This window comes from Streptomyces sp. NBC_00005 (assembly GCF_045160215.1).
Taxonomy (GTDB): domain Bacteria; phylum Actinomycetota; class Actinomycetes; order Streptomycetales; family Streptomycetaceae; genus Streptomyces.
Map to the genome: position 1 here is coordinate 8,827,833 of NZ_CP108316.1, position 25,041 is coordinate 8,852,873.

Genomic DNA, 25,041 nt, shown 5'->3' on the forward strand with positions numbered 1-25,041 from the left:
CAACCGTTTCGCGGTCGGAGGGTCGGGGTCGGTACGATCCCCTATTGCGCGCGCCCTTGGTATGGCGCCGCACTCCACCTTCAGTCAGGAGAGACCGGTGTCAGACGTCCGTGTGATCATCCAACGCGATTCCGAGCGGGAAGAACGCGTGGTGACGACGGGCACTACGGCCGCCGAGCTCTTCGCCGGCGAGCGCTCGATCGTCGCCGCGCGCGTGGGCGGCGACCTCAAGGATCTGGCGTACTCGCCGGCCGAGGGCGAGGTCGTGGAGCCGGTGGAGATCTCCTCCGAGGACGGTCTGAACATTCTGCGCCACTCCACCGCGCACGTGATGGCGCAGGCCGTGCAGGAGCTGTTCCCCGAGGCCAAGCTGGGCATCGGCCCGCCGGTCAAGGACGGTTTCTACTACGACTTCGACGTCGAGAAGCCGTTCACGCCCGAGGATCTCAAGGCCATCGAGAAGAAGATGCAGGAGATCCAGAAGCGGGGGCAGAAGTTCTCCCGCCGTGTGGTCACCGACGAGGCCGCTCGTGAGGAGCTCGCGTCGGAGCCGTACAAGCTGGAGCTGATCGGCCTCAAGGGCTCGGCGTCGAGCGACGACGGCGCGGACGTCGAGGTGGGCGCCGGCGAGCTGACGATCTACGACAACCTCGACGCCAAGACCGGTGACCTGTGCTGGAAGGACCTCTGCCGCGGTCCCCACCTGCCCACCACCCGGAACATCCCGGCGTTCAAGCTGATGCGCAACGCGGCCGCCTACTGGCGCGGCAGCGAGAAGAACCCGATGCTCCAGCGCATCTACGGCACCGCCTGGCCCTCCAAGGACGAGCTCAAGGCGCACCTCGACTTCCTCGCCGAGGCCGAGAAGCGCGACCACCGCAAGCTGGGTTCCGAGCTCGACCTGTTCTCCATCCCGGAGCAGATCGGCTCCGGTCTCGCGGTCTTCCACCCCAAGGGCGGCATCATCCGCCGGGTCATGGAGGACTACTCGCGGCGCCGTCACGAGGAGGAGGGCTACGAGTTCGTCTACACCCCGCACGCGACGAAGGGGAAGCTCTTCGAGACGTCCGGGCACCTGGACTGGTACGCCGACGGCATGTACCCGCCCATGCAGCTCGACGAGGGCGTGGACTACTACCTCAAGCCCATGAACTGCCCGATGCACAACCTGATCTTCGACGCGCGCGGCCGCTCCTACCGTGAACTGCCGCTGCGCCTCTTCGAGTTCGGGACCGTGTACCGGTACGAGAAGTCGGGCGTCGTGCACGGTCTGACCCGGGCCCGCGGCTTCACCCAGGACGACGCGCACATCTACTGCACCCGCGAGCAGATGTCGGAGGAGCTCGACAAGACGCTCACCTTCGTCCTCGGCCTGCTGCGCGACTACGGCCTGACCGACTTCTACCTGGAGCTCTCCACCAAGGACCCGGAGAAGTTCGTCGGCTCCGACGAGGCCTGGGAGGAGGCGACCGAGACCCTGCGCCAGGTCGCCGAGAAGCAGGGCCTGCCCCTCGTGCCCGACCCGGGCGGCGCCGCCTTCTACGGTCCGAAGATCTCCGTCCAGACCAAGGACGCCATCGGCCGCACCTGGCAGATGTCGACGATCCAGCTCGACTTCAACCTGCCCGAGCGCTTCGACCTGGAGTACACGGGTCCGGACGGTGCCAAGCAGCGCCCGGTCATGATCCACCGCGCGCTGTTCGGCTCGATCGAGCGGTTCTTCGCGGTGCTCCTGGAGCACTACGCGGGCGCCTTCCCGGCATGGCTGGCCCCCGTCCAGGCGGTCGGCATCCCGATCGGCGACGGGCACGTCGAGTACCTGGAGAAGTTCGCCGCGGCCGCGAAGAAGCAGGGCCTGCGGGTCGAGGTCGACTCCTCCTCCGACCGTATGCAGAAGAAGATCCGCAACGCCCAGAAGCAGAAGGTGCCCTTCATGGTCATCGCGGGCGACGAGGACATGTCGAACGGTTCGGTGTCCTTCCGCTACCGCGACGGCTCGCAGGAGAACGGCATCCCGTTCGACGAGGCCATCGCGAAGATCGCGAAGGTCGTCGAGGAGCGGGCGCAGGTCTGATCCTTCGTCTCGTACGGAGGCGGTCGTTGACGGAGGCCCTCGGGAGGTCAGCCCGGGGGCCTTTCGTCGTCCTCGCGCGAGAAGACCTCAAGCAGCCACGAGGCGAACGTGCCCGTCACCGCGCCGAGCAGCGCCAGACCGATGCCCATCATCCCGACCGCGATCAGCCGACCCCGCTCCGTCACCGGGGTGATGTCTCCGTAGCCGACGGTCGTGAGGGTCTCGCAGGTCCACCAGAGGGCGTCGCCGAACGTCCGCATGGTCGCGCCCGGCGCCCCGCGCTCCTGCTGGTAGACGGCGAGGGCACCGGCGAAACCGAGCAGCGTGGTGGCCAGCCCGGAGTACACGATCACGCGCCCGTACAGCGCGAGCCGGGGCTTGCCGTGCCGCCGCTGCACGGCCTCGTAGACCTTGACGATCCGTAGCGGGCGCAGCAGCGGAAGCACCAGCACCACCGTGTCCAGCCAGTGCGTCCGTACGAAACGCAGCCGCTGCCCGCTCAGCCGCCAGCACACCGCGTAGTCGACGGCGAACAGCGCCCAGGCGCCCAGCAGCAGCGCGAGACACAGGTCCTGCCACGCGTCGTGCAGGCCGGGAGCCAGGACCAGGACCGCGTACGAGGCGAGGAAGACCAGCGACGCCAACGCCAGCGGAAGCTCCGTGCGCTGCCGCCAGCGGGTAACGCGACTGTCATCGTCCACCGCCCCAGCTTCGCCCGGCGGGCCGTTCCTGCAACCCCCTCGACACGCCGCGAACGGGCGACGCAATATGCTGCACTGCATGACGAGTGAGCCGGAGCAGCAGTGGGGAGTGGGGACCCAGGACGCGTTCCAGCGTCTGTGGACGCCCCACCGGATGGCCTACATCCAGGGCGAGAACAAGCCGACCGGCCCGGGCGCCGACGACGGCTGTCCCTTCTGCTCCATCCCGGCCAAGTCCGACGAGGACGGGCTGATCGTCCGGCGCGGCGAGCAGGTCTACGCCGTGCTCAACCTCTACCCGTACAACGGCGGCCACCTCATGGTCGTGCCCTACCGCCATGTCGCCGACTACACGGACCTCACGGACGCCGAGACCGCCGAGCTCGCCGCCCTGAGCAAGCAGGCGATGACGGCCCTGCGTACCGCCTCCGGAGCGCACGGGTTCAACATCGGCATGAACCAGGGCACGGTCGCCGGCGCGGGCATCGCGGCCCACCTCCACCAGCACATCGTCCCCCGCTGGGGCGGCGACACGAACTTCATGCCGGTCGTCGGCCACACCAGGGTGCTGCCTCAACTGCTGGCGGACACGCGGAAGATGCTGGCGGAGGCCTGGCCGACGCCGTGAGCGCGGTGCATTTCTCGGCGCCGGTCGGCACAACCAGCCCGTCCGGCGCTTGAGGACGAGGCCGCAAGGCCGAAGCGGGGGTCCGGGGGCGGCAGCCCCCAGGACCTAGGCGTCGTAGACGTCGGCTTTGCGAGGCGTCGGGTCCTGCACCGCCGTGGACAGGAAAGCGGACCTCGTGCCGAACTTCTCCGTGTCCACGCCGTTCTCGTCCAGCACGCGTATCGCCGCGGCGTGCACCACCCGCAGTACCGGTGTGGCGGCACGCAGGGCGTCGTCGGCCATGAAGCGGTGGCGCCAGGGCTGGTCGGCCCAGGAGTGCCGGAGGCCGAAGGGCTCGGGCAGGGTTATCGTGCCGCCGAGCCAGTTCAGCAGGGGCGGGTACCAGCTGATCGGGGCGCGCACGGCCAGCCGTACCACCTCGTCGCTGTCGACCAGCGGAAGGCTCACCTTCCGGGTCTCCCACGGCTTGAACGACTTCTGGACCTCCTTCGTGGGCGCCTCGGGCTTGCTGGTGAACAGCGAGTTCACGGGGCCCAGCGCATGCCCGGTGACCTCGATCCGCAGCGTCTTGTGCAGTACGGTCACCGTGATCATCATGGTGATGACCAACTGCCCGTCCCACAGCGTCCACTGCACGCCCAGGTAGTGCCGGTCACCCGCGCCGAACTGCTGCTTGTTGCAGATGTCCTGTATGGCGTGCGACTTGACCTGGAACGCGTCCACGTCGGTGCCCTCGGGCCGGGACACCGCCTTCGCGCCCTCCCCGATCGGCGTGACGATCCAGTGCCGTATGGACGCCTTCGGGAAGCCGCCGGTGTTGAGCGTGTTCCGCTCCAGCATGCGCAGCTCGTCGTGGATCACCTTGATGACGTCCCAGCTGCGGAAGGGGTGGATCTCCCGGGTGGGATCGGCCTGTACCAGGTCCTCCGCGAGCTGCCAGCTGCCCCAGCGCGTGCCCATGCCGAGGATGCCCTTGGGCCCGGCGTAGAACACGGCGTTGGACTGCTGCTCGGCGCTGAGCTTGGCCAGCGACTGGCGCAGCTGGTCCGCCTTGGTCTCGCCGGGGCTGGTCGGCACCGCCTCGGGCACCTTGGCCCCGATGCTGCTGCCCGAGAGCAGGCTGTCCCAGCGCCCACGCAGGTCCTTCGCGGTGCGCTCGCATATCTGCTTGGCCCAGAACCAGCCGATCACGGGCATGACCACGGAGGCTCGCGCATACCAGGCCCAGAATCCCGTGAAGGGCATCCGGATCAGGAAGATCACGGCCAGCGCACCCACGCCCACCAGCAGCGTGGTGGCCAAGGCCCCGGCCCGCTTGTCGTCCCGCTTGGCGATGGTCGTACGGATCGAGAAGACCAGCAGCCAGATCAGCAGCCCCGGCAGGAACAGCACACCGCACAGCACCGTGACGATGGACAGCATCTGGTCGCGGCTCTTGCGGATGTTGTTCGCCGCGAGGCAGTGCTCGACGGTGACCTGCGGCTCGGCACCGAAGGACTGGACGAGTGGCTTGCGGCCGGGGCCCACCATGCGGTCCACCACCGCCCGGGAGAAGGCCTCACCCAAATTGGGCCGGAATATCTTCGACCACTTCAGGCCGGGTTTGACGGTGGTCTCGTGCCACTCGTTGTCAGCCTTCTTGATGTCCGCGACCGGGTTGTCCCGGTAGGCCGCCGAGGCCAGCGCGAACGTCGCCGTCTGGCCCTCGTCGCCCGTGCGCGGCACCTGTGGACCGAAGATGTCCCCGTAGCCGCTGTCAACGGTCATTACCGCCCCCGATCGCCGCCCAGTGTCGCCTCTGCGGCTTTTCCCGACTTCCGTGCTCCGCACACCTGTTGATCAGGTCATCGCCGTGATCCAGTGACAACTTGATCAGGTCATCAGCGTATCCGCAGCCACTGACATTCGTCGGCGGACGGCCGAAGCCGCCCGCCGACGCGGAGGGGAGCGTTCCACAAAAGCGACTTGGAAGCGCCCGGCGCCAACTGCTAGGCGTCGCGCGCCTCTTCACGGATCCTTTCGGCGATCTGAGGAGGCATCGGCTCGTGCCGGGCGTACGCACGGTTGAAGCGCGCGGTGCCGTGCGAGAGCGAGCGCAGGTCCACGGCGTACCGTCCGATCTCGATCTCGGGCACCTCGGCCCGTACGAGTGTCCGGTTGCCCGTGGTCTGTTCCGTGCCCAGCACCCGGCCGCGCCGTCCGGACAGATCGCTCATGACGGCGCCCACATAGTCGTCGCCGACCAGGATGGTCACCTCGGCCACCGGTTCCAGCAGGTGGATCTTCACGTCGGACGCCGCCTCCCGCAGCGCCAGCGCGCCGGCCGTCTGGAAGGCGGCGTCCGAGGAGTCCACGGAGTGCGCCTTGCCGTCCAGCAGGGTCACGCGCACGTCGATGAGCGGATAGCCCGCGGCAACTCCCTTGACCGCCTGGGCCCTTACGCCCTTCTCGACCGACGGGATGAAATTCCGTGGCACCGCGCCGCCGACCACCTTGTCCACGAACTCGATGCCCGAGCCGCCGGGCAGCGGTTCCACCTCGATCTCGCAGATGGCGTACTGCCCGTGCCCGCCGGACTGCTTCACGTGCCGGCCACGGCCGGCCGACTTGCTCGCGAACGTCTCCCGAAGGGAGACCTTGTGCGGTACGACGTCGACCTGGACGCCGTAGCGGTTGCGCAGCCGTTCCAGGGCGACGTCCGCGTGCGCCTCGCCCAGGCACCACAGGACCACCTGGTGGGTGTCCTGGTTCTGTTCGAGCCGCATGGTCGGATCCTCCGCGACCAGCCGGGACAGCCCCTGGGAGAGCTTGTCCTCGTCCGCCTTGCTGTGCGCCTCGATGGCGAGCGGCAGCAGCGGGTCGGGCATCTCCCACGGCTCCATCAGGAGCGGGTCGTCCTTGGCGGAGAGGGTGTCGCCGGTCTCCGCGCGGCCGAGCTTCGCCACGCACACCAGGTCGCCCGCGATGGCGTGCGTCACCACGCGCTGCTGCTTGCCGAAGGGGGTGGACAGCGCACCGACGCGCTCGTCGACGTCGTGGTCCTCGTGCCCGCGGTCGGCCAGACCGTGGCCGGAGACGTGCACCGTCTCGTCGGGGCGCAGCGTGCCGGAGAAGACGCGGACCATGGAGACGCGGCCGACATAGGGGTCGGAGGCCGTCTTCACGACCTCGGCGACCAGCGGACCCTCCGTGTCACAGGGTTTGATCTCGCGCGGCTTGCCGTTGATGGTCGTGACCCCCGGCGTGGGGTGCTCGAACGGCGTCGGGAACCCGCCGGTGACCAGCTCCAGCAGCTCGACCGTGCCGAGCCCCTGCCGGGCGCCGTCGGCCGCGGGGGCGGCGGCCAGGACCGGGAAGAACACGCCGCGCGCGACGGCCCGCTCCAGGTCGTCGACGAGCGTCTTGACGTCGATCTGCTCGCCGCCCAGGTAGCGGTCCATGAGGGTCTCGTCCTCGCTCTCCGAGATGATCCCCTCGATCAGCCGGTTGCGGGCCTCGTCGATCTCGGGCAGCTGGTCCTCGCCCGGCTCGGACTCCTTGCGCTCCCCGGACGCGTAGTCGAACAGTTTCTGCGACAGCAGCCCGATCAGTCCGGTCACGGGCGCGTGCCCGTCGGACGCCTGCGGGCCGTGCAGCGGCAGATACAGCGGGAGCACGGCGTCGGGGTCGTCCCCGCCGAAGGCCTCCGCGCAGATCCGCGTCATCCCCTCGAAGTCCGCGCGGGCGGATTCCAGGTGGGTGACGACGATCGCCCGGGGCATCCCGACGGCCGCGCACTCCTCCCACACCATGCGCGTCGAGCCGTCCACGCCGTCGGACGCCGAGACCACGAAAAGGGCCGCGTCCGCCGCTCGCAGACCGGCCCTGAGTTCCCCGACGAAGTCGGCGTATCCGGGAGTGTCGAGAAGATTGACCTTGATGCCGTCCCATTCGACCGGCACCAGGGAGAGCTGTACCGAGCGTTGCTGACGGTGCTCGATCTCGTCGTAGTCGGAGACGGTGCCGCCGTCCTCCACACGGCCCGCCCGGTTCACTGCTCCCGCCGTCAGCGCGAGAGCTTCCACCAATGTGGTCTTGCCCGATCCGGAGTGGCCGACCAGCACCACATTCCGTACGGACGCGGGGTGGTCGGCCGCTGTTGCCCTGCCGGCGGCTCCGGGGTGTGTGTTCGCCTTGTCGCCCATGGACTTGCCTCCCGTGCACGGTGAGGTCACTGTGGGCGCGGGCGTGCCGGGCCGCGTGCGGTGGCGGCTCCGATGACGCCCGCGGTTCTTCGAGCTTTCCACTCCCGTCACGGTGCGTCCATACAGAGGACGTGATCGCGCCGCCCACCGTCGGTTGCGGGCCATCCGCCGGATCTCCGTACAGACGTCCGGGTGCCCGGCCGTCGCACAAGCGCACGCGTGGCTACGATGGGCCAGCCGGTGGCCAGCAGGGGCCGCTCGGCGACACCGACCCTCGGGAAGGCCATGCTGAACAAGTACGCGCGTGCATTCTTCACGCGTGTCCTCACACCGTTCGCCGCGTTTCTGATCCGGCGGGGCGTGAGCCCCGACGCGGTCACGCTCCTCGGCACCGCCGGAGTGGTCGCGGGCGCGCTGGTCTTCTACCCCATGGGCGAGTTCTTCTGGGGCACGGTCGTGATCACGCTGTTCGTGTTCTCCGACCTCGTCGACGGCAACATGGCCCGCCAGCTCGGCCGCTCCAGCCGCTGGGGCGCCTTCCTGGACTCCACGCTCGACCGGGTCGCCGACGGCGCGATCTTCGGCGGCTTCATCCTCTGGTACGCAGGTGGGGGCGACGACCTCGTCCTGTGTGCCGTCTCGATCTTCTGCCTGGCGAGCGGCCAGGTGGTGTCGTACACCAAGGCCCGGGGCGAGTCGATCGGCCTGCCGGTCGCCGTCAACGGTCTCGTCGAGCGTGCCGAGCGCCTGGTGATCTCGCTGGTGGCGGCCGGGTTGGCGGGACTGCACAAGTTCGGCGTGCCGGGCATCCAGTACCTGCTCCCGATCGCCCTGTGGATCGTCGCCGTCGGCAGCCTCGTCACGCTGATCCAGCGCGTCGTGACCGTCCGTCGCGAGTCGGCCGAGGCCGAGGCCGCGGCGGACGCCCAGGAGAGCGAGAATGCCTCCCAGGGGAGTGAGGCGGCGAAGTGAGTGCCCGCGATCAGCTGACGGACTCGCTGTACGGACTCGGCTGGAGCACGATCAAGAAGCTCCCCGAGCCGGTGGCCGTACGGCTGGGCCGGACCATCGCCGATATCGCCTGGAAGCGGCGCGGCAAGGGCGTACAGCGCCTGGAGAGCAACTATGCGCGCGTGGTGCCCGACGCCGGCCCGGAGCGCCTCGCCGAGCTCTCGCGCGCGGGCATGCGTTCGTACCTGCGCTACTGGATGGAGTCCTTCCGCCTCCCGGCGTGGAGTGCCGAGCGCATAAAGGGCGGCTTCGACCCCAAGGACGTGCACTACCTGACCGACGGGATCGCCTCCGACCGTGGCCTCATTCTGGCGCTCCCGCACATGGCCAACTGGGACCTCGCCGGCGCCTGGGTCACCACCGCGCTCGAGACGCCGTTCACCACGGTCGCCGAGCGCCTCAAGCCGGAGACGCTGTACGACCGCTTCGTCGCCTACCGCGAGGGCCTGGGCATGGAGGTCCTGCCGCACAGCGGCGGCACCGCCTTCGGCACGCTGGCCCGGCGGCTGCGCGACGGTGGCCTGGTCTGCCTGGTCGCCGAGCGCGACCTGTCCGCCTCGGGCGTCGAGGTCGAGTTCTTCGGCGAGGCCACCCGGATGCCCGCGGGCCCGGCCCTTCTCGCCCAGCAGACCGGCGCCCTGCTCCTGCCGGTCACGCTCTGGTACGACGACTCACCCGTCATGCGGGGGCGCGTGCATCCCCCGGTCGAGGTGCCCGAGACAGGTAGCCGCGCCGAAAAGACGTCTGTCATGACACAGGCGCTGGCCGATGCCTTCGCCACGGGGATCGCCGACCATCCGGAGGACTGGCACATGCTCCAGCGCTTGTGGCTCAAGGACCTCGATCCTGCGAGGAAACCCTCCGGGAAAAGCTCGGCGGACCCCCTGGATCCCGAGATGGGGCCCTCGTGAGAATCGGCATCGTCTGCCCGTACTCCTGGGATGTGCCCGGCGGCGTCCAGTTCCACATCCGTGATCTGGCCGAGTACTTCATCCGTCTCGGCCACGAGGTCTCCGTCCTCGCCCCCGCCGACGACGACACCCCGCTGCCGCCGTACGTCGTCTCGGCCGGCCGCGCGGTCCCGGTGCCGTACAACGGCTCGGTGGCCCGGCTCAACTTCGGCTTCCTGAGCGCCGCCCGCGTCCGGCGCTGGCTGCACGACGGCGAGTTCGACGTCGTCCACATCCACGAGCCGACGTCGCCGTCACTGGGCCTGCTGACGTGCTGGGCGGCGTCGGGCCCGATAGTGGCCACCTTCCACACCTCCAACCCACGCTCGCGGGCGATGATCGCCGCCTACTCGATCCTCCAGGCGGCCCTGGAGAAGATCAGCGCCCGGATCGCGGTGAGCGAGTACGCGCGCCGCACGCTGGTCGAACACCTCGGCGGCGACGCGGTCGTCATCCCGAACGGCGTCGACGTCGACTTCTTCGCGCGGGCCAAGCCCAAGGCGGAGTGGCAGGGCGACACCATCGGCTTCATCGGCCGCATCGACGAGCCGCGCAAGGGTCTGCCGGTCCTGATGAAGGCCCTGCCCAGGATTCTTGCCGAGCGGCCCCGGACCAGGCTCCTGGTCGCCGGCCGCGGCGACGAGGAGGAGGCGGTCGAGTCGCTGCCTGCCGAACTGCGCTCGCGCGTCCAGTTCCTCGGCATGGTCAGCGACGAGGACAAGGCCCGCTTCCTGCGCAGCATCGACCTGTACGTGGCGCCGAACACCGGCGGCGAGAGTTTCGGCATCATCCTCGTCGAGGCCATGTCGGCAGGGGCCCCCGTGCTCGCCTCCGACCTGGACGCCTTCGCCCAGGTCCTCGACCAGGGCGCGGCGGGCGAACTCTTCGCCAACGAGGACCCCGAGGCGCTGGCCGAGGCGGCGCTGCGACTGCTCGCGGACCCGGCACGACGGGCCGAGCTGCGGGAGCGGGGCAGCGCACACGTACGGCGCTTCGACTGGTCGACCGTCGGGGCGGACATCCTGTCGGTGTACGAGACGGTGACGGACGGGACAACGGCGGTTGCGGCGGCGGAGGACGACCGGGGGCCGGGGCTGCGAGCGCGGTTGGGGCTGGCCCGGGACTGATGGCGGCTGTCCGGTGCCGGTCACGGTTTTTCAGCCCGTCCGGCCTTCGAGGACAAGGCAGTTGAGGCCGAAGCCGGCGTCCGGGGGCGGCAGCCCCCGGGCACGATGAGGCGCCCCGGTAACGTAACGGCCCGTGACCGCAACCCTCATCTGGATCCTCGTCGTCCTCGTCGCGATCGGCCTGTACCTGAGCTGGACGGCGGGCCGCCTGGACCGGCTGCACGCCCGGATCGACGCCGCCCGTGCCGCGCTAGACGCGCAGTTGCTGCGCAGGGCCTCCGTGGCGCAGGAACTCGCCACGTCCGGCGTCCTCGACCCGGCCGCCTCGATCGTCCTGTACGAGGCGGCCCATGCCGCCCGGCAGGCCGAGGAGGAGCAACGGGAGGTTGCCGAGAGCGAGCTGAGCCAGGCGCTGCGGGCCGTGTTCGCGGAGGCGCAGCAGGTGGAGGTGGTGCGCGAGGCACCCGGCGGAGACCAGGCCACCCGCGAACTGACCGAAGCCGTACGGCGGGTACCGATGGCTCGGCGCTTCCACAACGACGCGGTGGGCGCGGCACGCAGGCTCCGGGAACACCGCAAGGTGCGCTGGTTCCGGCTGGCCGGACACGCCCCCTTCCCGATGGCCTTCGAGATGGACGACGAGCCGCCGGGGGCGCTCGCCGACCGGGTCGCCCAGCAGCCATAACCCCACGCCGGCCCGGAAAAGGATCCACCGCGTACCCATTGGCCCTTGCCGTGGCCTGGTCCACTCGCGTTTCCTCGGTGACTGCAGAAACCCTCTTTCACCGAGTGAGGTCACCCGTGTCCAGCACGCTCTCCGAAAACCAGGCCCCCGAGACCGGCACCGCGCGCGTGAAGCGCGGCATGGCCGAGCAGCTCAAGGGTGGCGTGATCATGGACGTCGTCACGCCGGAGCAGGCGAAGATCGCCGAGGACGCGGGCGCCGTCGCCGTCATGGCCCTCGAGCGGGTCCCGGCCGACATCCGCAAGGACGGCGGCGTGGCCCGTATGTCCGACCCGGACATGATCGAGGGCATCATCGAGGCCGTCTCGATCCCGGTCATGGCCAAGTCCCGCATCGGCCACTTCGTCGAGGCCCAGGTGCTGCAGTCCCTCGGCGTGGACTACATCGACGAGTCCGAGGTTCTCACCCCGGCCGACGAGGTCAACCACAGCGACAAGTTCGCCTTCACGACCCCGTTCGTCTGCGGCGCCACCAACCTCGGCGAGGCCCTGCGCCGCATCGCCGAGGGCGCGGCGATGATCCGCTCCAAGGGCGAGGCCGGCACCGGCAACGTGGTCGAGGCCGTGCGCCACCTGCGCCAGATCAAGAACGAGATCGCCCGGCTGCGCGGCTACGACAACAACGAGCTGTACGCCGCCGCCAAGGACCTGCGCGCCCCGTACGAGCTGGTCAAGGAGGTCGCCGAGCTCGGGAAGCTCCCGGTGGTCCTCTTCTCCGCCGGTGGCGTCGCCACCCCGGCCGACGCCGCCCTGATGCGCCAGCTCGGCGCCGAGGGCGTCTTCGTCGGCTCCGGCATCTTCAAGTCCGGCGACCCGGCCAAGCGAGCCGCCGCCATCGTGAAGGCGACCACCTTCTACGACGACCCCAAGATCATCGCGGACGCGTCCCGCAACCTCGGCGAGGCCATGGTCGGCATCAACTGCGACACCCTCCCCGAGGCCGAGCGCTACGCCAACCGCGGCTGGTAACCACTGATGAGCACTCCTGTCATAGGCGTCCTGGCCCTCCAGGGCGACGTCCGGGAGCACCTCGTCGCCCTGGCCACGGCTGATGCCGTGGCCAGGCAGGTGCGGCGCCCCGAGGAACTCGCCGAGGTGGACGGCCTGGTCATCCCCGGCGGCGAGTCCACCACCATCTCCAAGCTGGCCGTCCTGTTCGGCGTGATGGAGCCCCTACGCGCGCGCGTGCGTGCCGGCATGCCTGTCTACGGCACCTGCGCGGGCATGATCATGCTCGCCGACAAGATCCTCGACCCGCGTTCGGGCCAGGAGACCATCGGCGGCATCGACATGATCGTGCGCCGCAACGCCTTCGGACGTCAGAACGAGTCCTTCGAAGCGGCGGTCGACGTCCGGGGCGTCGAGGGCGATCCTGTAGAGGGCGTCTTCATCCGCGCCCCCTGGGTCGAGTCCGTCGGCGCCGAGACCGAGGTGCTCGCCGAGCACGACGGCCACATCGTTGCGGTCCGCCAGGGCAACGCGCTCGCCACGTCGTTCCACCCGGAACTGACCGGCGACCACCGCGTGCACTCCCTGTTCGTCGACATGGTGCGCGCCAACCGGACGGCGGAGTCCTTGTAGGATCTCTGGCGTTCGTATCTGGATGGGTTACGCGAAGGAGACAGGCAGATGTCCGGCCACTCTAAATGGGCCACGACGAAGCACAAGAAGGCCGTGATCGATGCCAAGCGCGGCAAGCTCTTCGCGAAGCTGATCAAGAACATCGAGGTCGCTGCGCGTATGGGCGGCGTCGACATCGAGGGCAACCCGACGCTCTACGACGCCATCCAGAAGGCGAAGAAGCAGTCGGTCCCGAACAAGAACATCGACTCCGCGGTCAAGCGCGGCGGTGGTCTCGAGGCCGGCGGTGCCGACTACGAGACGATCATGTACGAGGGCTACGGCCCGAACGGCGTCGCGGTGCTCATCGAGTGCCTCACCGACAACCGCAACCGCGCCGCCTCCGACGTGCGCGTCGCCATGACCCGCAACGGCGGCAACATGGCCGACCCCGGCTCGGTGTCGTACCTGTTCAACCGCAAGGGCGTCGTCATCGTCCCCAAGGGCGAGCTCAGTGAGGACGACGTCCTGGGTGCCGTCCTGGACGCGGGCGCCGAGGAGGTCAACGACCTCGGTGAGTCCTTCGAGGTGCTCAGCGAGGCCACCGACATGGTCGCCGTCCGCACCGCCCTCCAGGACGCCGGGATCGACTACGACTCCGCCGAGGCCAACTTCGTCCCGACCATGCAGGTCGAGCTGGACGAGGAGGGCGCCCGGAAGATCTTCAGGCTGATCGACGCGCTGGAGGACAGCGACGACGTGCAGAACGTCTTCGCCAACTTCGACGTCAGCGACGAGGTCATGGAGAAGGTGGACGCGTAGCGCTGCCGCGAACCGAGCGGACCAAGTGGCTCAACGGGCCGACGGGACACACCCGTCGGCCCGTCGCTTTGCCGGGAGTGGATGCACGGCCTTGTCGGTGGCACCCGATAGCCTGCACAAACAGGCGATCGAAGGGAGGGGTTGGCGTGCGTGTACTCGGGGTGGACCCCGGACTGACGCGGTGCGGTGTGGGCGTCGTCGAGGGGGTCGCGGGCCGGCCGCTCACCATGGTGGGCGTCGGGGTCGTACGGACGCCCGCGGACGCCGAGTTGGGACAGCGCCTCGTCGCCATCGAGCAGGGCATCGAGCAGTGGATGGACGAGCACCGGCCCGAAGTCGTCGCCGTGGAGCGGGTGTTCAGCCAGCACAACGTACGGACCGTGATGGGCACCGCCCAGGCCAGCGCCGTAGCCATGCTCTGTGCGGCCCGCCGTGGCCTCCCCGTCGCCCTGCACACTCCCAGTGAGGTCAAGGCCGCGGTCACCGGCAGCGGCCGCGCCGACAAGGCCCAGGTCGGCGCCATGGTGACGCGCCTGCTCCGGCTCGACGCGCCCCCGAAGCCGGCCGACGCCGCGGACGCCCTCGCGCTCGCCATCTGCCACATCTGGCGCGCCCCCGCCCAGAACCGCCTCCAGCAGGCCGTCGCCCTGCACGCGGCCAAAGCACCGATCACTTCGAAAGGCCGTACGGCATGATCGCCTTCGTGAGCGGCACCATCGCAGCACTCGCCCCCGACGCCGCCGTCGTCGAGGTCGGTGGTGTCGGCATGGCCGTGCAGTGCACGCCGAACACCCTGTCCACGCTCCGCCTCGGCAAGCCGGCCAAGCTCGCCACCTCCCTCGTCGTACGGGAGGACTCGCTCACCCTGTACGGCTTCGTGGACGACGACGAGCGCCAGGTCTTCGAGCTGCTCCAGACCGCCAGCGGCGTGGGGCCGCGGCTGGCCCAGGCCATGCTCGCCGTGCACGCCCCGGACACCCTGCGCAGGGCGGTTGCCACAGGGGACGAGAAGACACTGATCGCCGTCCCCGGCATCGGCAAGAAGGGCGCCCAGAAGCTGCTCCTCGAACTGAAGGACCGGCTCGGCGAGCCGATCGGCGCCCCAGCCATCGGTACGGCGATCACCTCCGGCTGGCGCGACCAGCTGCACGCCGCCCTGATCGGCCTCGGGTACGCCACCCGCGAGGCCGACGAGGCCGTGTCCGCCGTAGCACCGCAGGCCGAGGCTGCCGAGGGCACGCCCCAGGTCGGTCAGTTGCTGAAAGCGGCCCTGCAGACCCTCAACCGCGCCCGCTGACCCACCTGCGCCACCCCAGCTAGGAGATCTCAGTGAACTGGGACGACCCGACCGACGACTCCGCCGCGGAGCGGCTCGTGGGCTCTGTCGCCGACCGCGAGGACCAGGCCGTCGAGGCCGCCCTGCGTCCCAAGGACCTGGACGAGTTCATCGGTCAGGAGAAGGTCCGCGAGCAGCTCGACCTCGTTCTGCGAGCCGCACGCGCGCGTGGCGCCACCGCCGACCACGTGCTGCTATCCGGCGCCCCGGGCCTCGGCAAGACCACGCTCTCGATGATCATCGCGGCCGAGATGGGCGCCCCCATCCGCATCACCAGCGGCCCCGCCATCCAGCACGCCGGCGACCTCGCCGCGATCCTCTCCTCCCTCCAGGAGGGCGAGGTCCTCTTCCTCGACGAGATCCACCGCATGTCCCGGCCCGCCGAGGAGATGCTGTACATGGCGATGGAGGACTTCCGCGTCGACGTCATCGTCGGCAAGGGCCCCGGCGCCACCGCCATCCCGCTCGAACTGCCCCCGTTCACGCTGGTCGGCGCCACCACGCGCGCGGGCCTGCTGCCGCCCCCGCTGCGCGACCGCTTCGGCTTCACCGCACACATGGAGTTCTACGAGCCCGCCGAGCTGGAGCGCGTCATCCACCGCTCGGCGAACCTGCTCGACGTCGAGGTCGAGGCGGACGGCGCGGCCGAGATCGCCGGCCGCTCCCGCGGCACGCCCCGTATCGCCAACCGTCTGCTGCGCCGCGTGCGCGACTACGCCCAGGTCAAGGCGGACGGGTTCATCACCCGCGAGATCGCGAAGGCCGCCCTGAAGGTCTACGAGGTCGACGCCCGCGGTCTCGACCGCCTCGACCGCGGTGTCCTCGAGGCCCTGCTCAAGCTGTTCGGCGGCGGCCCCGTCGGTCTGTCCACGCTCGCTGTCGCGGTGGGGGAGGAGCGTGAGACCGTGGAAGAGGTCGCCGAGCCCTTCCTCGTCCGGGAGGGACTGCTCGCCCGTACCCCGCGCGGACGGGTCGCCACCCCAGCCGCATGGGCGCATCTCGGCCTCACCCCGCCCCGCTCGGCGACTGCGGGAAACGGACAACAGGACCTGTTCGGGACGTGACGCCATCGTGACGGCGCGGGCATTGGCCGGGCCAGGAACCCAGGTGCCATGCTGAGCGTTGTTCCTTGCGCGCGGACTCGCTTAGACTCCGCCGATGCCGCCTTTGTCGGCGGTATACATACCCCCATCCATGAGGCCGCTCTCCATCGCGGTCGTGCGAAGGAAATTCCGTCCCGTGAATAACATCGGCATGCTCCTCCCCTTCATCGTGCTCATCGGGGCCATGTTCCTCATGACCCGCTCGGCCAAGCGCAAGCAGCAGAAGGCCGCCGCGATGCGCAACGAGTTGCAGCCCGGCAGCGGCGTCCGCACGATCGGGGGCATGTACGCGACGGTCAAGGAGGTCAACGAGGACACGCTCCTCCTCGACGCCGGCCCGGGCGTCGAGCTCCTCTTCGCCAAGAACGCCATCGGTTCCGTGCTCTCCGATGACGAGTACAACCGCATCGTGCACGGCATCGAGCACGACCTGAAGTCCGACTCCGACGTGGTCCCGGACGACGCCTCCTCCCTCACCGAGTCCGACGACTCCGCCGACGAAGCTGCCGCCGCCTCCGACGACAAGTCCGTCGACCTCGGCAAGAAGGACGAATCCGAGGAGCCGGCCGAAGGCACCGTGGCCGCCGAGGCCAAGTCGGACGACGAGCCGAAGAAGACCGAGGGCGACTCCGGCGTGAAGTAGGCGTCCTCCGGGGTGCGCGGGCAAGGACCGCGCATCCCGGACGATGCGCAGCTCGCACGGAATCCCGACACCATGTCATGGCCGCCCGCCCCGCAACCCGGCGCGCGGTGGCCCGAGAGGGAGTACGAGAAGGTGGCAGCACCTAAGAGGGGCCGGAGCGCGAGCGCCCAGAGCAAGCCGGGGCGCTCGCTGGCCCTCATCCTGATCGCCATCGTGGCGCTCACCGGCGGAATGTTCGCTTCCGGACACACGACTCCGCGTCTCGGTATCGACCTGGCCGGTGGTACGAGCATCACGCTCCGCGCGGTCGCAGAGCCGGGCCAGGAAGCCGCGATCAACAAGACCAACATGGACACAGCGGTCGACATCATGAACCGCCGTGTCAATGGTCTTGGTGTCTCGGAGGCCGAGGTTCAGACCCAGGGCAACAAGAACATCATCGTCAACATCCCCAAGGGCACGAACTCCAAGGAGGCGCGGGAGCAGGTCGGCACCACCGCCAAGCTCTACTTCCGGCCGGTGATCACCACCGAGATCTCCGGCAGCGCCGCGACGGCCACCCCGTCGCCGAGCGCCTCCAGCAGCGCCTCGGGCAAGGCCACCGACAAGGCCACGGACAAGTCGACCTCGTCGTCCTCCGCGACCCCTTCGGCGACCGCCACCTCCCAGGGCCGCGCGGTCACCGACGCCCTGAAGGCAGACGCGACGCCGAGCGCCACCGCCTCCTCCAGCGCGAAGGCCTCCGCCTCCCCGTCCGCGAGCAGCAGCTCCTCCAGCGACGCCGCGACCACCAAGCTCCAGGCGCAGTACGCCGCTCTCGACTGCACCAAGAAGGCGCAGCGTGCCACGGCCGGTAAGGGCACCAAGGCCACCGACCCCACCGTCGCCTGCGGCCAGAACTCGCAGGGTCAGTGGCAGAAGTACGTGCTCGGCCCCGCCGAGGTCGACGGCACCGACGTCAAGAAGGCCCAGGCCGTCTACAACACGCAGACCGCCGCCGGCTGGACCGTCACCATGGACTTCACCGGCAAGGGCACCTCGAAGTTCGGTGACATCACCGGCAAGCTGGCCAAGAACCAGCCCCCGCAGAACCAGTTCGCCATCGTCCTCGACGGCGACGTCGTCTCCGACCCGTCCGTCAGCCAGGCGCTGACCGGCGGCAGCGCGGAGATCTCCGGCAGCTTCACCCAGGAAGAGGCCCAGAGCCTCGCCAACATGCTGTCGTACGGCGCCCTGCCGCTGTCCTTCAAGGAGGACAGCGTCACCACGGTGACCGCCGCGCTCGGCGGTGAGCAGCTGCACGCCGGTCTCATCGCGGGTGCGATCGGCCTCGGACTGGTCGTCATCTACCTGCTGATCTTCTACCGGGGCCTGTCGGTCATCGCCATTCCCTCGCTGCTGGTCTCCGGAATCCTCACGTACGTGATCATGGCGCTGCTCGGTCCGGGCATCGGCTTCGCGCTGAACCTGCCGGCCGTCTGCGGTGCGATCGTCGCGATCGGTATCACAGCGGACTCGTTCATCGTGTTCTTCGAACGCATCAGGGACGAGATCCGCGAGGGCCGCTCGCTGCGCCCCGCCGTCGAGCGCGCCTGGCCGCGCGCGCGGCGCACCATCCTGGTCTCCGACTTCGTGTCGTTCCTCGCCGCCGCGGTGCTGTTCATCGTCACCGTCGGCAAGGTCCAGGGCTTCGCGTTCACGCTCGGTCTGACCACCGTGCTCGACGTGGTCGTCGTCTTCCTCTTCACCAAGCCGCTGATGACGCTCCTGGCTCGCCGACGGTTCTTCTCGAGCGGCCACAAGCTGTCCGGCCTCGACCCGAAGGCACTCGGGGCCAAGCCTCCGCTGCGCCGCACCCGTCGTCCCGCCCGTCCCGCCGCCGGCCCCGTCGACCCGAAGGAGGCGTGAGATGTCGAAACTCGGCAGCCTCGGCGCCCGACTGCACCGCGGCGAGGTCGGCTACGACTTCGTCGGCAACCGCAAGATCTGGTACGGCATCTCGATCCTCATCACCATCACGGCCATCGTCGGCCTGGCGGTGCGCGGCCTGAACATGGGCATCGAGTTCCAGGGTGGTGCGGTCTTCACCACCCCGAAGAACATGTCCGCCTCGGTCACCGCCGCCGAGGGGTACGCGCAGGACGCGTCCGGGCACGACGCGATCGTCCAGAAGCTCGGCGACGGCAGCCTGCGCATCCAGATCGCGGGCATCGACACCGACAAGTCCGACACGATCAAGGACAAGCTCGCCACCGACCTGAAGGTCAACTCCGAGAACATCAACGCGGACCTGGTCGGCCCGAGTTGGGGTGACCAGGTCGCCAACAAGGCCTGGCAGGGTCTGGCGATCTTCATGGTCCTGGTCGTGATCTACCTGGCGATCGCCTTCGAGTGGCGCATGGCGTTCGCAGCGCTGGTCGCGCTGATCCACGACATCACCATCACCACCGGCATCTACGCCCTCGTCGGCTTCGAGGTCACGCCGGGCACGGTGATCGGTCTGCTGACCATCCTCGGTTACTCGCTCTACGACACGGTCGTCGTCTTCGACAGCCTCAAGGAGCAGACGAAGGACATCACCAAGCAGACCCGCTGGACATACAGCGATGTCGCCAACCGCTCGATCAACAGCACCCTGATGCGGTCCATCAACACGACCGTCGTCGCACTGCTGCCGGTCGGCGCCCTGCTGTTCATCGGTGGCGGCTTCCTCGGTGCCGGCATGCTCAACGACATCTCGCTGTCGCTGTTCGTCGGCCTCGCGGCCGGTGCGTACTCCTCGATCTTCATCGCCACGCCGCTCGTCGCCGACCTCAAGGAGCGCGAGCCGCAGATGAAGGCGCTCAGGAAGCGCGTCCTGGCCAAGCGGGCCCAGGCCGCGGCGCAGGGTGAGCCGGTGGAGCCCGAGGCCGTGGACGGGACGTACGAGGACGACGACGAGCCCGAGGACGCGGCTCCCGCGGTCGTCGGCCCGCGCAACCAGCCCGCGTCCCGCAACCGTGGCCGTGGCCGTCCTTCGGGGAAGCGCCGATGACCGACGTCAAGGAGCTGCTGCTCAGCCGCATCCGTGATGTGGCCGACTACCCGGAGCCGGGTGTGATGTTCAAGGACATCACCCCGCTCCTGGCGGACCCGGCGGCGTTCACGGCGCTCACCGACGCACTCGCCGAGATCGCCGAGCGCACCGGCGCCACCAAGGTCGTCGGCCTGGAGGCCCGGGGTTTCATCCTCGGCGCCCCGGTCGCCGTCCGCGCCGGCCTCGGCTTCATCCCCGTACGCAAGGCGGGCAAGCTCCCCGGAGCCACGCTCAGCCAGGCGTACGACCTGGAGTACGGCTCCGCGGAGATCGAGGTGCACGCCGAGGACCTGAGCGTCGACGACCGCATCCTGATCGTCGACGACGTCCTCGCCACCGGCGGCACCGCCGAGGCCTCGATCCAGCTGATCCGCCGGGCGGGCGCCGAGGTCGCCGGCCTTGCGGTCCTGATGGAGCTCGGCTTCCTCGGCGGCCGCACCCGCCTGGAACCGGCCCTCACCGGCGCCTCGCTGGAGGCCCTGCTCGTGGTGTGACCACGATGGCAAGACCCCACGACGAACGGCCGCTCCCGACTCTCGGGGACGGCCGTTCGTCCGTGACCGGGCCCTACGGGATCGGAACTCCCTCCCGCCGCAGCACTTGCCCACCCGCGCTACGGGCAGTCCTGGGCCGGTGCTTCACGCAACCGCAGAGGCCGCGCCGGGCGAACAGGTACGAGGCCCGCCCAGGTGCCGGGGCTGCGCCCCGTGCAAGCCGGCCTGCGCGCGGACAGCGGGTAGCCCGGGCTAGCCACGCCTGGCGCAGGTGCAGGGGTTGCAACCCGCGCAAGCCCGCGCCATGGGAACGGACCCGCGCCCGACACCACCGCCCAGCCCGCACCGCACCCACAGATGCGAGCCCCGCCCAAGCGCCCGCCCCCGCACCCCGCGCAAGCCGGCTCACGCCCGCACGGCCAGCCCCCCGCATACGCCCCGTCACCCCCAGGTCACCCCTGGATCACCCCCGGATCACCCCGAATCCGCCCCCAGGAATCCGGCGGCAGCCCCTCGTGTTCCTTCGGTAGACGGCCCTCACATTGGCCTGAAGGCGATCCTGCGGCCCAGGATCGCTACCATGGGGTCTCCGGAGCCTGACCGGGGGACCCGGATCGCGCACGAGGAGTCCTCTTGCCAGACGAGGCCCAGCACCTGACCGCCGCCAAGCCCGAGTCCGTCTCGGAGGCCGCGGCCAAGCCCGCACCGAACGCGCCGCACGCGAAGAACGACGCCCGCGGCCCGGTCGAGCACGCCCAGTCCGCGCCCGTCGACAAGTCGGCCGAGGAGTCGCGCCCCAAGCCTTCCCCCGCTCCCGACTCGGGCGGAGCCCCGTCGGCCGAGCGATCCACGCCGCCCGCGGTCCGTCCGAACACCGGCCAGCCCGCCCGTTCCGGCTCCTCCAACCGCGTCCGCGCCCGCCTCGCCCGCCTCGGTGTCCAGCGCTCCAACCCGTACAACCCGGTCCTGGAGCCGCTGCTGCGGATAGTGCGCAGCAACGACCCGAAGATCGAGACGGCGACGCTGCGGCAGATAGAGAAGGCCTATCAGGTCGCCGAGCGCTGGCACCGCGGCCAGAAGCGCAAGAGCGGCGACCCGTACATCACGCACCCGCTCGCCGTCACCACCATCCTCGCCGAACTCGGCATGGACCCCGCCACCCTCATGGCCGGCCTCCTGCACGACACCGTCGAGGACACCGAGTACGGCCTCGACCAGCTCCGCCGCGACTTCGGTGACTCGGTCGCCCTGCTCGTGGACGGCGTCACCAAGCTGGACAAGGTCAAGTTCGGCGAGGCCGCGCAGGCCGAGACCGTGCGCAAGATGGTCGTGGCGATGGCCAAGGACCCGCGCGTCCTGGTCATCAAGCTCGCCGACCGCCTGCACAACATGCGCACCATGCGCTACCTCAAGCGCGAGAAGCAGGAGAAGAAGGCGCGCGAGACCCTCGAGATCTACGCGCCGCTCGCCCACCGCCTGGGCATGAACACCATCAAGTGGGAGCTGGAGGACCTCGCCTTCGCGATCCTCTACCCCAAGATGTACGACGAGATCGTACGGCTGGTGGCCGAGCGGGCACCGAAGCGTGACGAGTACCTGGCCATAGTGACCGACGAGGTCCAGACCGACCTGCGGGCCGCCCGCATCAAGGCCACCGTCACCGGCCGCCCGAAGCACTACTACAGCGTCTACCAGAAGATGATCGTCCGCGGTCGCGACTTCGCGGAGATCTACGACCTGGTGGGCATTCGTGTCCTCGTCGACACGGTCCGCGACTGCTACGCCGCCCTCGGCACCGTGCACGCGCGATGGAACCCGGTCCCCGGCCGGTTCAAGGACTACATCGCGATGCCCAAGTTCAACATGTACCAGTCGCTGCACACGACGGTCATCGGCCCCAACGGCAAGCCCGTCGAGCTGCAGATCCGCACGTTCGACATGCACCGCCGCGCCGAGTACGGCATCGCCGCGCACTGGAAGTACAAGCAGGAGGCCGTCGCAGGCACCTCCAAGGTGCGCTCGGACGCGCCGAAGAGCACCGGCAAGGACGACCACCTCAACGACATGGCGTGGCTGCGCCAGCTGCTCGACTGGCAGAAGGAGACCGAGGACCCGGGCGAGTTCCTGGAGTCCCTGCGCTTCGACCTCTCGCGCAACGAGGTCTTCGTCTTCACGCCGAAGGGCGACGTGATAGCGCTGCCGGCCGGTGCCACGCCCGTGGACTTCTCCTACGCGGTGCACACCGAGGTGGGCCACCGCACGATAGGAGCACGGGTCAACGGCCGCCTCGTACCGCTCGAATCCACCCTGGACAACGGCGATCTGGTGGAGGTCTTCACTTCCAAGGCGGCCGGTGCCGGCCCGTCCCGCGACTGGCTGAACTTCGTCAAGTCGCCGCGTGCCCGCAACAAGATCCGGGCCTGGTTCTCCAAGGAGCGCCGCGACGAGGCGATCGAGCAGGGCAAGGACGCCATCGTCCGCGCGATGCGCAAGCAGAACCTGCCGATCCAGCGCATCCTCACCGGCGACTCGCTGGTCACGCTCGCGCACGAGATGCGCTACCCGGACATCTCCGCGCTGTACGCGGCCATCGGCGAGGGCCATGTCTCCGCGCAGAACGTCGTGCAGAAGCTCGTCTCCGCGCTCGGCGGGGAGGAGGCGGCCACCGAGGAGATCGACGAGTCGGTCCCGCCGACCAGGAGCCGCAGCCGTAAGCGCCGGTCCAACGCCGACCCGGGCGTCGTCGTCAAGGGCGTCGACGACGTGTGGGTCAAACTGGCCCGCTGTTGTACGCCGGTCCCGGGCGACCCCATCATCGGTTTCGTCACGCGCGGTAGCGGAGTATCGGTTCACCGCAGCGACTGCGTGAACGTGGAGTCACTGTCCCGCGAGCCCGAGCGCATCCTCGAGGTCGAGTGGGCGCCCACCCAGTCCTCGGTCTTCCTGGTCGCCATCCAGGTCGAGGCACTGGACCGCTCCCGGCTGCTCTCGGACGTCACCCGCGTCCTGTCCGACCAGCACGTCAACATCCTGTCCGCGGCCGTCCAGACCTCCCGCGACCGCGTGGCCACCTCACGCTTCACCTTCGAGATGGGCGACCCGAAGCACCTCGGACACGTCCTGAAGGCGGTGCGGGGCGTGGAGGGCGTGTACGACGTGTACCGGGTGACGTCGGCCCGGAGGTCGTAACCGACGCACTGGCGCCCGGGCCTGAACATGCCGGTGGCCCGGCGGTACGAGACCGCCGGGCCACCGGAAAAGCAGGGGAAGGTCAGCCGCCGAACTCCTGCAGGCCCTTCAGCGCCTGGTCCAGGAGTGCCTGGCGGCCCTCCAGCTCCCGCTCGAGCTTGTCGGCCCTGGCGTTGTTGCCCTGGGCACGCGCCTGCTCGATCTGGCCGCTCAGCTTGTCCACGGCCGCCTGGAGCTGGCCGGTCAGACCCTCGGCACGCGCGCGTGCCTCCGGGTTCGTCCGGCGCCACTCGGACTCCTCGGCCTCCTGGATCGCCCGCTCGACCGCGTGCATCCGGCCCTCGACCTTCGGACGCGCGTCGCGCGGCACGTGGCCGATGGCCTCCCACCGCTCGTTGACCGAACGGAACGCGGCGCGCGCCACCTTCAGATCCCTGATCGGGAGGATCTTCTCGGCCTCGCCGGCCAGCTCCTCCTTCAGCTTCAGGTTCTCCGACTGCTCGGCGTCCCGCTCCGCGAAGACCGAGCTGCGGGCGGCGAAGAACACGTCCTGGGCGCCGCGGAAGCGGTTCCACAGGTCGTCCTCGTGCTCGCGCTGTGCGCGGCCGGCGGCCTTCCACTCCGTCATCAGCTCGCGGTAGCGCGCGGCCGTCGGACCCCAGTCCGTCGAGCCGGACAGCGCCTCGGCCTCGGAGACCAGCCGCTCCTTGGCCTTGCGGGCCTCCTCGCGCTGCGCGTCGAGCGACGCGAAGTGGGCCTTGCGGCGCTTGGAGAACGCCGACCGGGCGTGCGAGAAGCGGTGCCACAGCTCGTCGTCCGACTTGCGGTCCAGACGCGGCAGGCCCTTCCAGGTGTCCACCAGCGCACGCAGCCGCTCACCGGCCGCCCGCCACTGATCGGACTGCGCCAGCTCCTCCGCCTCGACGACCAGCGCATCCTTGGCGTGACGCGCCTCGTCGGACTGCTTCGCGCGCTGCTGCTTGCGCTCCTCACGGCGTGCCTCGACGGTTGCGACGAGCTTGTCGAGGCGCGTCCGCAGAACGTCCAGGTCGCCGACCGCGTGGTGCGCGTCGACCTGCTCGCGGATGTGGTCGATGGCGGTCTGCGCGTCCTTCGCGGACAGGTCGGTGGTCTTCACTCGCTTCTCGAGGAGGCCGATCTCGACAACCAGGCCCTCGTACTTGCGCTCGAAGTAGGCCAGAGCCTCCTCGGGGGAGCCGGCCTGCCAGGAACCGACGACCTGCTCGCCGTCGGCCGTACGCACGTACACGGTCCCCGTCTCGTCGACGCGGCCCCACGGGTCGCTGCTCACAGCGCCTCCTCCACATGATGCCTGCGAGGGCCTCAGTGCCCCCGGGCATCGTCCACAGTTTCGTCACGGCCAACATAGGCGACCGGC

General features: G+C 69.6%; 21 protein-coding genes. 17 read left to right on the forward strand and 4 right to left on the reverse strand.

Annotation, left to right across the window (positions count from 1 at the left end):
- Window positions 1-97 precede the first annotated feature (97 nt).
- A complete protein-coding gene (thrS, locus tag OG303_RS40325; protein WP_405874856.1) occupies window positions 98-2,074 on the forward strand; it encodes a threonine--tRNA ligase in 1,977 nt (658 codons plus the stop codon).
- A gap of 47 nt (window positions 2,075-2,121) precedes the next feature.
- Here the strand turns inward: thrS and OG303_RS40330 are convergent, their stop codons facing one another.
- Window positions 2,122-2,775 (reverse strand): potassium channel family protein, encoded by a 654-nt coding sequence (locus OG303_RS40330; RefSeq protein WP_405874857.1) that lies wholly within the window; start codon window positions 2,773-2,775, stop codon window positions 2,122-2,124.
- Between the two features lie 67 nt (window positions 2,776-2,842).
- Between OG303_RS40330 and OG303_RS40335 the strand changes: the two genes are divergently transcribed.
- Window positions 2,843-3,403: an HIT family protein gene (locus OG303_RS40335; RefSeq protein ID WP_405874858.1), complete on the forward strand. Its 561-nt coding sequence runs from the start codon at window positions 2,843-2,845 to the stop codon at window positions 3,401-3,403.
- 105 nt (window positions 3,404-3,508) lie between these two features.
- On the opposite strand, the gene OG303_RS40340 is transcribed toward OG303_RS40335, so the two are convergent.
- Window positions 3,509-5,170 carry a hypothetical protein gene (locus OG303_RS40340; RefSeq protein ID WP_405874859.1) on the reverse strand — a complete coding sequence of 554 codons (1,662 nt, stop codon included), beginning with the start codon at window positions 5,168-5,170 and terminating at the stop codon, window positions 3,509-3,511.
- Between the two features lie 221 nt (window positions 5,171-5,391).
- Entirely contained in the window at window positions 5,392-7,587 is a 2,196-nt protein-coding gene (locus OG303_RS40345) for an elongation factor G-like protein EF-G2 (protein WP_405874860.1), read from the reverse strand.
- 228 nt (window positions 7,588-7,815) lie between these two features.
- Here OG303_RS40345 and pgsA point away from each other — a divergent pair, with 228 nt between their 5' ends.
- The 15 genes from pgsA (at window position 7,816) to OG303_RS40420 (ending at window position 23,642) form a co-directional block, all read left to right on the forward strand.
- Window positions 7,816-8,559, forward strand: coding sequence for a phosphatidylinositol phosphate synthase (gene pgsA / locus OG303_RS40350; RefSeq protein WP_405877704.1), 744 nt, complete (start codon window positions 7,816-7,818; stop codon window positions 8,557-8,559).
- Window positions 8,556-9,509: a phosphatidylinositol mannoside acyltransferase gene (locus OG303_RS40355; protein ID WP_405874861.1), complete on the forward strand. Its 954-nt coding sequence runs from the start codon at window positions 8,556-8,558 to the stop codon at window positions 9,507-9,509. The genes pgsA and OG303_RS40355 overlap by 4 nt, the downstream gene beginning before the upstream one ends.
- Window positions 9,506-10,675, forward strand: a complete 1,170-nt coding sequence (locus OG303_RS40360) for a glycosyltransferase family 4 protein (RefSeq protein ID WP_405874862.1) — start codon at window positions 9,506-9,508, stop codon at window positions 10,673-10,675. The genes OG303_RS40355 and OG303_RS40360 overlap by 4 nt, the downstream gene beginning before the upstream one ends.
- 133 nt (window positions 10,676-10,808) lie before the next feature.
- Window positions 10,809-11,360: a hypothetical protein gene (locus tag OG303_RS40365; protein WP_405874863.1), complete on the forward strand. Its 552-nt coding sequence runs from the start codon at window positions 10,809-10,811 to the stop codon at window positions 11,358-11,360.
- 116 nt (window positions 11,361-11,476) lie between these two features.
- Window positions 11,477-12,388: a pyridoxal 5'-phosphate synthase lyase subunit PdxS gene (pdxS, locus tag OG303_RS40370; RefSeq protein WP_405874864.1), complete on the forward strand. Its 912-nt coding sequence runs from the start codon at window positions 11,477-11,479 to the stop codon at window positions 12,386-12,388.
- Between the two features lie 6 nt (window positions 12,389-12,394).
- On the forward strand, window positions 12,395-13,000 hold the full coding sequence (gene pdxT, locus OG303_RS40375; protein WP_405874865.1) for a pyridoxal 5'-phosphate synthase glutaminase subunit PdxT: 606 nt from the start codon (window positions 12,395-12,397) through the stop codon (window positions 12,998-13,000).
- A 48-nt stretch (window positions 13,001-13,048) separates the two neighbouring features.
- Window positions 13,049-13,801, forward strand: coding sequence for a YebC/PmpR family DNA-binding transcriptional regulator (locus tag OG303_RS40380; RefSeq protein WP_164434277.1), 753 nt, complete (start codon window positions 13,049-13,051; stop codon window positions 13,799-13,801).
- Between the two features lie 146 nt (window positions 13,802-13,947).
- Window positions 13,948-14,496: a crossover junction endodeoxyribonuclease RuvC gene (ruvC, locus tag OG303_RS40385; RefSeq protein WP_405874866.1), complete on the forward strand. Its 549-nt coding sequence runs from the start codon at window positions 13,948-13,950 to the stop codon at window positions 14,494-14,496.
- Window positions 14,493-15,098: a Holliday junction branch migration protein RuvA gene (gene ruvA, locus OG303_RS40390; protein WP_405874867.1), complete on the forward strand. Its 606-nt coding sequence runs from the start codon at window positions 14,493-14,495 to the stop codon at window positions 15,096-15,098. Before ruvC ends, ruvA begins: the two co-directional genes overlap by 4 nt.
- Before the next feature lie 32 nt (window positions 15,099-15,130).
- Window positions 15,131-16,201 carry a Holliday junction branch migration DNA helicase RuvB gene (gene ruvB / locus OG303_RS40395; protein ID WP_405874868.1) on the forward strand — a complete coding sequence of 357 codons (1,071 nt, stop codon included), beginning with the start codon at window positions 15,131-15,133 and terminating at the stop codon, window positions 16,199-16,201.
- 190 nt (window positions 16,202-16,391) lie between these two features.
- Window positions 16,392-16,883, forward strand: a complete 492-nt coding sequence (yajC, locus tag OG303_RS40400; protein WP_405877706.1) for a preprotein translocase subunit YajC — start codon at window positions 16,392-16,394, stop codon at window positions 16,881-16,883.
- Between the two features lie 132 nt (window positions 16,884-17,015).
- Window positions 17,016-18,791, forward strand: coding sequence for a protein translocase subunit SecD (secD, locus tag OG303_RS40405; protein ID WP_405874869.1), 1,776 nt, complete (start codon window positions 17,016-17,018; stop codon window positions 18,789-18,791).
- A gap of 1 nt (window position 18,792) precedes the next feature.
- A complete protein-coding gene (secF, locus tag OG303_RS40410) occupies window positions 18,793-19,917 on the forward strand; it encodes a protein translocase subunit SecF (protein WP_405874870.1) in 1,125 nt (374 codons plus the stop codon).
- Window positions 19,914-20,453: an adenine phosphoribosyltransferase gene (locus OG303_RS40415; RefSeq protein WP_405874871.1), complete on the forward strand. Its 540-nt coding sequence runs from the start codon at window positions 19,914-19,916 to the stop codon at window positions 20,451-20,453. The genes secF and OG303_RS40415 overlap by 4 nt, the downstream gene beginning before the upstream one ends.
- A gap of 633 nt (window positions 20,454-21,086) precedes the next feature.
- Window positions 21,087-23,642 (forward strand): RelA/SpoT family protein, encoded by a 2,556-nt coding sequence (locus OG303_RS40420; RefSeq protein WP_405874872.1) that lies wholly within the window; start codon window positions 21,087-21,089, stop codon window positions 23,640-23,642.
- Between the two features lie 82 nt (window positions 23,643-23,724).
- Here OG303_RS40420 and OG303_RS40425 read toward each other — a convergent pair whose 3' ends face one another.
- Window positions 23,725-24,954: a DUF349 domain-containing protein gene (locus OG303_RS40425; protein WP_405874873.1), complete on the reverse strand. Its 1,230-nt coding sequence runs from the start codon at window positions 24,952-24,954 to the stop codon at window positions 23,725-23,727.
- Between the last annotated feature and the right edge of the window lie 87 nt (window positions 24,955-25,041).

Bases quoted from the DNA above. Each gene is read 5' to 3' on its own strand.
- secF (WP_405874870.1), top strand. From the start codon at position 18,793: ATGTCGAAACTCGGCAGCCTCGGCGCCCGACTGCACCGCGGCGAGGTC.
- pdxT (WP_405874865.1), top strand. From the start codon at position 12,395: ATGAGCACTCCTGTCATAGGCGTCCTGGCCCTCCAGGGCGACGTCCGG.
- OG303_RS40335 (WP_405874858.1), top strand. From the start codon at position 2,843: ATGCTGCACTGCATGACGAGTGAGCCGGAGCAGCAGTGGGGAGTGGGG.
- OG303_RS40345 (WP_405874860.1), bottom strand. From the start codon at position 7,587: ATGGGCGACAAGGCGAACACACACCCCGGAGCCGCCGGCAGGGCAACA.
- OG303_RS40380 (WP_164434277.1), top strand. From the start codon at position 13,049: ATGTCCGGCCACTCTAAATGGGCCACGACGAAGCACAAGAAGGCCGTG.
- yajC (WP_405877706.1), top strand. From the start codon at position 16,392: ATGCTCCTCCCCTTCATCGTGCTCATCGGGGCCATGTTCCTCATGACC.
- pgsA (WP_405877704.1), top strand. From the start codon at position 7,816: ATGGGCCAGCCGGTGGCCAGCAGGGGCCGCTCGGCGACACCGACCCTC.
- OG303_RS40340 (WP_405874859.1), bottom strand. From the start codon at position 5,170: ATGACCGTTGACAGCGGCTACGGGGACATCTTCGGTCCACAGGTGCCG.
- OG303_RS40415 (WP_405874871.1), top strand. From the start codon at position 19,914: ATGACCGACGTCAAGGAGCTGCTGCTCAGCCGCATCCGTGATGTGGCC.
- ruvA (WP_405874867.1), top strand. From the start codon at position 14,493: ATGATCGCCTTCGTGAGCGGCACCATCGCAGCACTCGCCCCCGACGCC.